Genomic DNA, 6,867 nt, shown 5'->3' on the forward strand with positions numbered 1-6,867 from the left:
GGTCTGGGTCGCGCGCGGCCCCGAACTGTTCTGGCTGGCGGCCAACCTCGCCGGTCTGTGCATGGGCGCCAGCCAATCGGCCGGCCGCGCGATAGTCGGCCTGCTGGCGCCGCCGACGCGCCTGGCGGAGTTCTTCGGTCTCTGGGGGCTGGCGGTCAAACTCTCGGCAATCCTCGGCCCCATGACTTATGGCCTGACCAACTGGCTGTCCGGCGGCGATCACCGCCTGGCGATGTTGATCACCGGCAGCTATTTCGTGGTCGGCCTGCTGATACTCGCCGGTATCGACCTCGAACGCGGGCGGCAGGCAGCTGTCAGCCCTACCGAGAGTCTCGGTGAGTGAAAAACCAGATAACACCCGTTCAGCGCTTCGTAAAAGCTTCATCAACCAGACCACGGTTCGGCGCTGGCCAGCCCTTTCATCGCCAGGATTTCAGCTATGGCTTGGCATAGGTCAGAGGCCTGAATACGACCTCCAGCAGCTAAGCCTGGGCGTAAGGGCACTGCCTGAAGTAACGGCTCACTGACGATTCGTCAGCCCTTCCCTCCACCATTCGTCCCTTTTTTTCAGCGTCACAAGAATAGCGACTTGCATCATGCAACCAACACGATAATATTATGCTCATAATAAATAATTAAAAAGCCATCCAGTCGGAGTTGATCCCATGAATGATGCAGCCACCCCTCACACGCTGTTCCTTGACGACTTATCCGTTGGCGACACGTTCCGCAGCGGCACGCACCTGGTCGATGAACAGCAGATAAAGAGTTTTGCACTGCAATTCGATCCCCAGCCTTTTCATCTGGATAACCAGGCGGCCGAGCACAGTTTTTTTGCCGGGCTCGCCGCAAGCGGCTGGCACACGGCGGCCATCACCATGCGCCTGCTTGTCTCAAGCCTGCCTTTGGATGCCGGTCTTATCGGCGCCGGCAGCGAGCTGAAATGGCCCACTGCTACTCGCCCTGGAGACGAACTGCGGGTCGAGACCTCCGTCCTGGCCATCAATCCTTCGACGTCCAGGCCTGATCGCGGTCTGGTGACTTTCCAGACCGACACGCTCAACCAGCACGGTGAGTTGCGTCAACGCTCAGTCGCAAAATTACTGATCTTTCGCCGCGGCTCGTCTGTGGCCCGCTGAAACATTTCATGTCCATTGAAAAACCAATGCTTGTCACTGGCGCTGCGGGCAACATCGGTGCGCGAGTATGAGCGTGCATTCTCGTACCTCATCGGCGACCACTGCAAAAGCACGCCCGGCCTCGCCGGCGCGGGCGGCTTCAATGGCGGCATGGTTAATCAGCAGCCCGGGTCAGAAGCATTAGCGTGCGCTCGAACCGGGCCAGCCCTTCCACCTTGTCCGCCTCGGACACAATCAAACTCGGGGCAAAGCGCAGTACATCGGGACCGGCCTGCAACAGAATCAGCCCCTGCCCGGCCGCCGCATTCAGGATTTCCTTGGCGCGTGCGCGCCAGCCGTCACTGAGCGCACAACCGATGAGCAGCCCCAACCCACGGATTTCGTTGAACACACCGTATTGTTCGGCCATTTGCCCAAGGCGCGACTTGAACTGCTCTGCCCGTTGTTTGACGCCATCGAGCAGGGCCTGATCGCGGACCAGATCAAACACCGCCTCGGCCACCGCACAACCCAGAGGGTTGCCGCCATACGTGGTCCCATGGGTGCCCGGCACCAGATGTTTCGCCAGCCCTTCCCGAGTCAGCATCGCGCCAATCGGGAACCCGCCACCCAGGCTCTTGGCACTGGTCAGGATGTCGGGTTCAACACCGTAATGCTGGTAGGCAAACAGTTCTCCGGTACGCCCCACCCCTGTCTGTACTTCGTCAAAAATCAACAGCGCATTGAATTGATCGCACAGCGTACGGGCACCTTCCAGGTAAGAACGTTCAGCCGGGAGCACACCGCCCTCGCCCTGTATCGGCTCAAGCACTACCGCGCAGGTTCTATCCGAGATCGCGTTCTGCAGTGCCGCCAGATCATTGAACGGCACATGGCTGATCCCTTCGATTCGCGGGCCGAAGCCGTCGGAGTATTTAAGTTGGCCGCCCACACATACGGTGAACAGTGTTCTGCCATGGAAGCTATTCAACGCGGCGATGATTTCATATTTTTCCTCGCCGTAACGGTCATGCGCGACCCGTCGTGCGAGCTTGAATGCCGCCTCATTGGCCTCGGCTCCCGAGTTGCAGAGGAACGCACGATCGGCGAAGGTCGCATCCACCAGCTTGCGCGCCAGGCGCAACGCGGGTTCGTTGGTAAATACGTTGGAGACATGCCAGAGCTTGTGCGCTTGTTCCGTCAACGCACTGACCAGTTTTGGGTGGGCATGGCCGAGCACATTGACGGCGATCCCACCGGCGAAATCGATCAACTCGCGACCACTCTGGTCCCAGAGCCGTGATCCTTCTCCGCGGACCGGGATAAACGCTGCAGGTGCATAGTTGGGGACCATGAACCGATCGAAATCTCCACGATCGACCGTCTCCTGCTTCGTTTGTCTTGGCAAATGCACTTCAGCCAACATGCAGCGCGCACTACCGCCGCCGATCAGTTCGATGGTGTCGATGTTCACCGGCAATGGCTTGGCATGTCGCTCGATCAGTTGGCGTTGTTCGGTATCCAGGGAGAGCCAGGCGGTGCGCGACATCACCAGGATCGGCTGACCCTTGCGGTTATGCACTTCCAGCATGTTGCCGGCGAATGACTCGAGCTGCTCCCAGCTCAGCGCGAGGATTTCCTTGCCACTGGATCGCAGCTGAGCCTCAAGCTCGGCGCGCTCGCGAAGATCACTGAGAGCTTCCAGGCAGACCACCGCAAGGCAAGTGCCGACGCTCATCATCACGTTGGTGTGATAGATCGCCGCCCCTTCACGGTCAACGGCGCTAAAGGCACACAAACGGTACCCGAGATTCTCGACAAACTTGCGCAGTGCATCGACATGCGTGCGAGCCGAATAACCGGCGTAACAGATACGCTGGACTCGATCGAGCACCATACTGCCGGTGCCCTCGAGGAACAGCTCCTGCTGCTCCAGCTCGGTAAAGTCGAGCACCTGTTCAATTGAATAGTCCTGCAGCAACCCTTCCAGAACACCCTTCTCACGTTCCAGGCGACGGTTCTGCCCCTGCATGGGATACAGCACAAGCGTGCCATCGGCATGGCTGCTCCACCCGTTGTTAGGAAAAATCGAGTCGGGGATATGCGGGGATGCACTGTCCTGAGCCACCAGCACTTCGACTCCCTGCTCGCGCAATGCCGCTACATAGCCGTCAAATTCCTCAAGGGCATGAGCCTGCGCCTGATCCTGCGGCAACGAGCACTTCTGAAACCGATTATTCGCGGCGGTATCAAGGTTGAAGGAGAACCGCGAAGGACGAATCATCAACACCGTTTGCATGGGGCCTTTCCTCATCCAGTATGGAAGACTTGATATGCCACGTTTCATGCTCAGCACGCTGACACTCGCACTGGCTTTTACGGCAATGATGCCCATGGTCAACGCCGCCCCTTTACTCGATCCCACCCCGGAACATCCACGCGCCGACAATCTTTCAGGCCAGGCCAACACCTGGCTGGAAATCGATCAGGCCGCCTTCGAAGGGAACATCGCCAGGATCCAGCAACGAGTGGCGGGTAAAAGCCAGATCTGCGCCGTGATGAAAGCCGACGCTTATGGCAGCGGCATTGCTTTACTGATCCCTTCCGCGATCAGGATGGGCATCACCTGTATCGGCGTGGCGAGCAACGAGGAGGCGCGGGTTGCACGGGAAAAAGGCTTCAAGGGCCGCCTGATGCGGTTGCGCAGCACTACCGTTGATGAAGTCGAAAATGCGCTGCGCTACAACATCGAAGAACTGGTCGGCAACCTGGAGGTTGCCCGCCAGCTCAATCAACTGGCGACCCGCAAGGGCGTGAAACTGCCCGTTCACCAGGCGCTGAATTCGGCGGGCATGAGCCGCAATGGCCTGGAAATGAGCACGGCTGAGGGGCAACAACAGGCGGTGGCTCTGACTCGGCTGGAGCACCTGAATATCGTCGGGATCATGACTCACTTCCCCGTTGAAGAACGCGAGGATGTTCTCCAGGGGCTGGCCACATTCAAGGAGCAGTCCGGCTGGCTGATCGAGCACGCGAAACTGGACCGCAGCAAGATCACCCTGCACTGCGCCAATACCTTCACCACCCTTGAGGTGCCAGAAGGCTGGCTGGATATGGTTCGCCCGGGGGCTGCGCTCTATGGCTATCCAGTGGGCGGACATAACGAGTTTCAGCGGGTGATGCAGTTCAAGTCGCGGGTCGCGGCGGTCAACGCCTACCCGGCAGGCAGCAGCATCAGCTACGACCGCACCTTTACCCTGAGCAAAGACTCGTTGATCGCCAACATCCCGGCCGGCTACTCCGACGGTTATCGAAGAGCGTTCTCCAACAAAGCCTCGGTACTGATTCACGGTCAACGCGCACCGGTGATCGGCAAGGTCACCATGAATACGCTGATGGTCGACGTCAGTGGTATCAAGGGCGTGCAGGCGGGAGACGAGGTCGTTCTGTATGGCAAACAGGGCGATGACGAGATTACCCAGACCGAGCTTGAGACCATCAACGGCGCGCTGTTGGCGGACCTCTACACGATCTGGGGCAACTCGAATCCGAAGGTGTTGAAGGTCAAATAAGACTGAGCGCTGCTCCTACAGGATCGCGTGTCGCTGCAATTTCACGGATGTACCCGGTCGGCGTAGGAGCTGGCGCAGCCTGCAATCTTTTGGCGATATTGAAGACCGCCGAAGATCAAGATCAAAAGATCGCAGCCTGCGGCAGCTCCTACGAGGGTTGTGTGCCCCCGATCACTTTTACTCAAAGTGGTCTTTCAGGTATTCAGCCGCCTCATCGGAGGCTTGCTTGAGATGCATGGTCATCAACGCAACGGCCGCTTCGACGTGCGACATTGGCAGCGGCGGCACCGATGAGGACTTCGAGAAGCTCATGCAGAATATCGACGCCGAGGATGAGGGTGAAGAATCATGAACACCCTCAACCACACAACGTCACTGCGGCCTGCGACATCTGGTCGCGCTGAAAGCCACCGCCCTGCTGCTATGCTTTTGTTCGTTTGTGCTGCCAGACAACCACGAAGGCGCTGGCACAGCTACTGCTTCCATGAAACCCCCGAAAAGTTCGGAGCTACCCTTTAGGGACGAAGACAATGAGAAATGATAACGTTACCAGTCACAACGCGGCGGCACTGGCTGCATTTAAAAAGCGCCAGGACAACGGCGAGGTGGAGTTTGTACACACCGACAGCCCACTGCTCGAGGCAGCCAGGGGCGACCCTGATGTAGCGGTAATCGACATGGGCTGGCTCGATGCAACATTCCGGCTTGTTCACGACTGCAAGCAGCAGTCAGTGTTTGCGGTGTGCGAGACCATGGTAGCGCGGCGTCCAGGCGGCGACACGTCAACTAACAGGGTCTTTGCGCTGCATGATTTTCTTCGGATGGCCGAGGCCAGTGGGCTACTGGTCGAGCTCCAGCAGGCCAGCTGATGCCATCAAGTGACAGGCAAAATAAAGGGGCCTTGGTTGGCCCCCTGCTTCATCCGTGTGCACATGCTCACTTCCCCTTGCCCTTCCCTTCTCCATCTCGTGGCTTCTTGCCGGGTTCGCCTGCGGGAAACTCTGTGCCTCAATCAGTAAACCCACGGTGCGGAGGGTTTACTGATTAGCTGATTGCAGCCTTTCAGTCTTGCTGAAGTCACCAGAACCTGTGCTATAGCCCCTAAACCGCCAAGATTTCAGCACCGCGACCTCCCCTTCCACGGCCTGGCTCCGACGATATCCGTCCCCCAAAGCCCCCCCTGACCACCGTGGGTATCGTGTGGGGTATCGACTAAAACCTGTACCCGATCGAATGGCTCTAGCTAAGCCTGACAGCCACGAACAAAGGATCCTGCAACATTGATTTCTCGGTCGCTCGATGCTGAGCCGGGTGTCAGGCGGTCATATGGCTGGCCTGATTGAGAACACCACTTAGCTATAGTTAAGGCGTGATGATTTGTGATGGGGCCGCAGGTGAGTTAATCGGGGGCTGTCCCCAATGCCAGTCAGTTAAGAGAAATGCACAGTACTTCGACATAAACCAGAGCCTTTCGGCGAGTGTCATATCGCCAAGATCGCAGCCTGCGGCAGCTCCTACGCCGTGCCGATTCACCCTTGTAATAACGGGTGTGTGCAAAATTTGTAGGAGCTGCCGCAGGCTGCGATCTTTTGGGGGCATCCAGTGCTTGACTGACTGGCATTGGGGCTGTCCCCGGTTTACGTCATTCGGGATATCCCGGAGGGTGCCATGGCAGCTGTTACCGATACGCTGAAGCTGTTTCTCTGCGGCGACGTCATGACCGCCCGTGGCATCGACTCAGTACTGCCGCATCCTGGCGATCCGCGGCTTTACGAAGCTTACGTCAAGGATGCCGGCGATTACGTCCGGCTGGCAGAAAGACTCAATGGCGCGATTCCCCGCCCAGTCGATTTCTCCTATATCTGGGGCGTTGCGCTGGATGAATTCGAACTTCGCCAGCCACACGCCCGCATCATCAATCTGGAGACTGCGGTGTCCCGCCGCGGACGACCGGAGCCAAAGGGCATCAATTACCGCATGAGCCCGGAGAACTTCCCGGCCATCAGCGCAGCCGGCATCGACTGCTGCGTGCTGGCCAACAACCATGTGCTGGACTGGGGGGCAGCCGGCCTGGCCGATACCCTGGATACCCTATCGAACAACGGTATGTGCAGCGCCGGCGCCGGGCACAACCGGCAATCCGCCGAAGCGCCCGCCGTGCTGCCGCAGCCTGGCGG

7 protein-coding genes and 2 pseudogenes are annotated in these 6,867 nt (G+C 58.7%); 5 read left to right on the top strand and 4 right to left on the bottom strand.

Annotated elements, in window-relative coordinates:
- Together F8N21_RS29560 and F8N21_RS29565 are read left to right on the top strand one after the other, a co-directional pair.
- A partial coding sequence (locus F8N21_RS29560; protein WP_150645494.1) for an MFS transporter occupies positions 1-343 on the top strand: 343 nt, incomplete at its 5' end.
- A 322-nt stretch (positions 344-665) separates the two neighbouring features.
- On the top strand, positions 666-1,139 hold the full coding sequence (locus tag F8N21_RS29565) for a MaoC family dehydratase (RefSeq protein WP_150645495.1): 474 nt from the start codon (positions 666-668) through the stop codon (positions 1,137-1,139).
- An 81-nt stretch (positions 1,140-1,220) separates the two neighbouring features.
- Here the strand turns inward: F8N21_RS29565 and F8N21_RS29570 are convergent.
- The 3 genes and pseudogenes from F8N21_RS29570 to ctlX form a co-directional block, all read right to left on the bottom strand.
- Positions 1,221-1,304: pseudogene (locus F8N21_RS29570) on the bottom strand (methyl-accepting chemotaxis protein); the annotation flags it as partial.
- On the bottom strand, positions 1,294-2,544 hold the full coding sequence (locus tag F8N21_RS30675; protein WP_191624435.1) for an aspartate aminotransferase family protein: 1,251 nt from the start codon (positions 2,542-2,544) through the stop codon (positions 1,294-1,296). The gene F8N21_RS30675 and the pseudogene F8N21_RS29570, both read right to left, overlap by 11 nt.
- Positions 2,539-3,513, bottom strand: a pseudogene (gene ctlX / locus F8N21_RS31210) (citrulline utilization hydrolase CtlX); the annotation flags it as partial. The gene F8N21_RS30675 and the pseudogene ctlX, both read right to left, overlap by 6 nt.
- Here ctlX and alr point away from each other — a divergent pair.
- Positions 3,452-4,690 carry an alanine racemase gene (gene alr, locus F8N21_RS29580; RefSeq protein ID WP_150645497.1) on the top strand — a complete coding sequence of 413 codons (1,239 nt, stop codon included), beginning with the start codon at positions 3,452-3,454 and terminating at the stop codon, positions 4,688-4,690. The pseudogene ctlX and the gene alr sit on opposite strands and share 62 nt — an antisense overlap.
- Before the next feature lie 177 nt (positions 4,691-4,867).
- Here the strand turns inward: alr and F8N21_RS31340 are convergent, their stop codons facing one another.
- Positions 4,868-5,002, bottom strand: a complete 135-nt coding sequence (locus F8N21_RS31340) for a hypothetical protein (protein WP_263597324.1) — start codon at positions 5,000-5,002, stop codon at positions 4,868-4,870.
- 218 nt (positions 5,003-5,220) lie between these two features.
- Here F8N21_RS31340 and F8N21_RS29590 point away from each other — a divergent pair, with 218 nt between their 5' ends.
- Together F8N21_RS29590 and F8N21_RS29595 are read left to right on the top strand one after the other, a co-directional pair.
- Entirely contained in the window at positions 5,221-5,559 is a 339-nt protein-coding gene (locus F8N21_RS29590) for a hypothetical protein (RefSeq protein WP_150645498.1), read from the top strand.
- Between the two features lie 799 nt (positions 5,560-6,358).
- On the top strand, positions 6,359-6,867 hold a 509-nt coding region (locus F8N21_RS29595; protein ID WP_150645499.1), incomplete at its 3' end, for a CapA family protein.

The sequence above is a fragment of the Pseudomonas fluorescens genome (assembly GCF_902497895.1).
GTDB lineage: Bacteria > Pseudomonadota > Gammaproteobacteria > Pseudomonadales > Pseudomonadaceae > Aquipseudomonas > Aquipseudomonas fluorescens_BP.

Coding starts and splice junctions, on each gene's coding strand:
- F8N21_RS29565 (WP_150645495.1), top strand. CDS start 666: ATGAATGATGCAGCCACCCCTCACACGCTGTTCCTTGACGACTTATCC.
- alr (WP_150645497.1), top strand. CDS start 3,452: ATGCCACGTTTCATGCTCAGCACGCTGACACTCGCACTGGCTTTTACG.
- F8N21_RS30675 (WP_191624435.1), bottom strand. CDS start 2,544: ATGTTGGCTGAAGTGCATTTGCCAAGACAAACGAAGCAGGAGACGGTC.
- F8N21_RS29590 (WP_150645498.1), top strand. CDS start 5,221: ATGAGAAATGATAACGTTACCAGTCACAACGCGGCGGCACTGGCTGCA.
- F8N21_RS31340 (WP_263597324.1), bottom strand. CDS start 5,002: ATGAGCTTCTCGAAGTCCTCATCGGTGCCGCCGCTGCCAATGTCGCAC.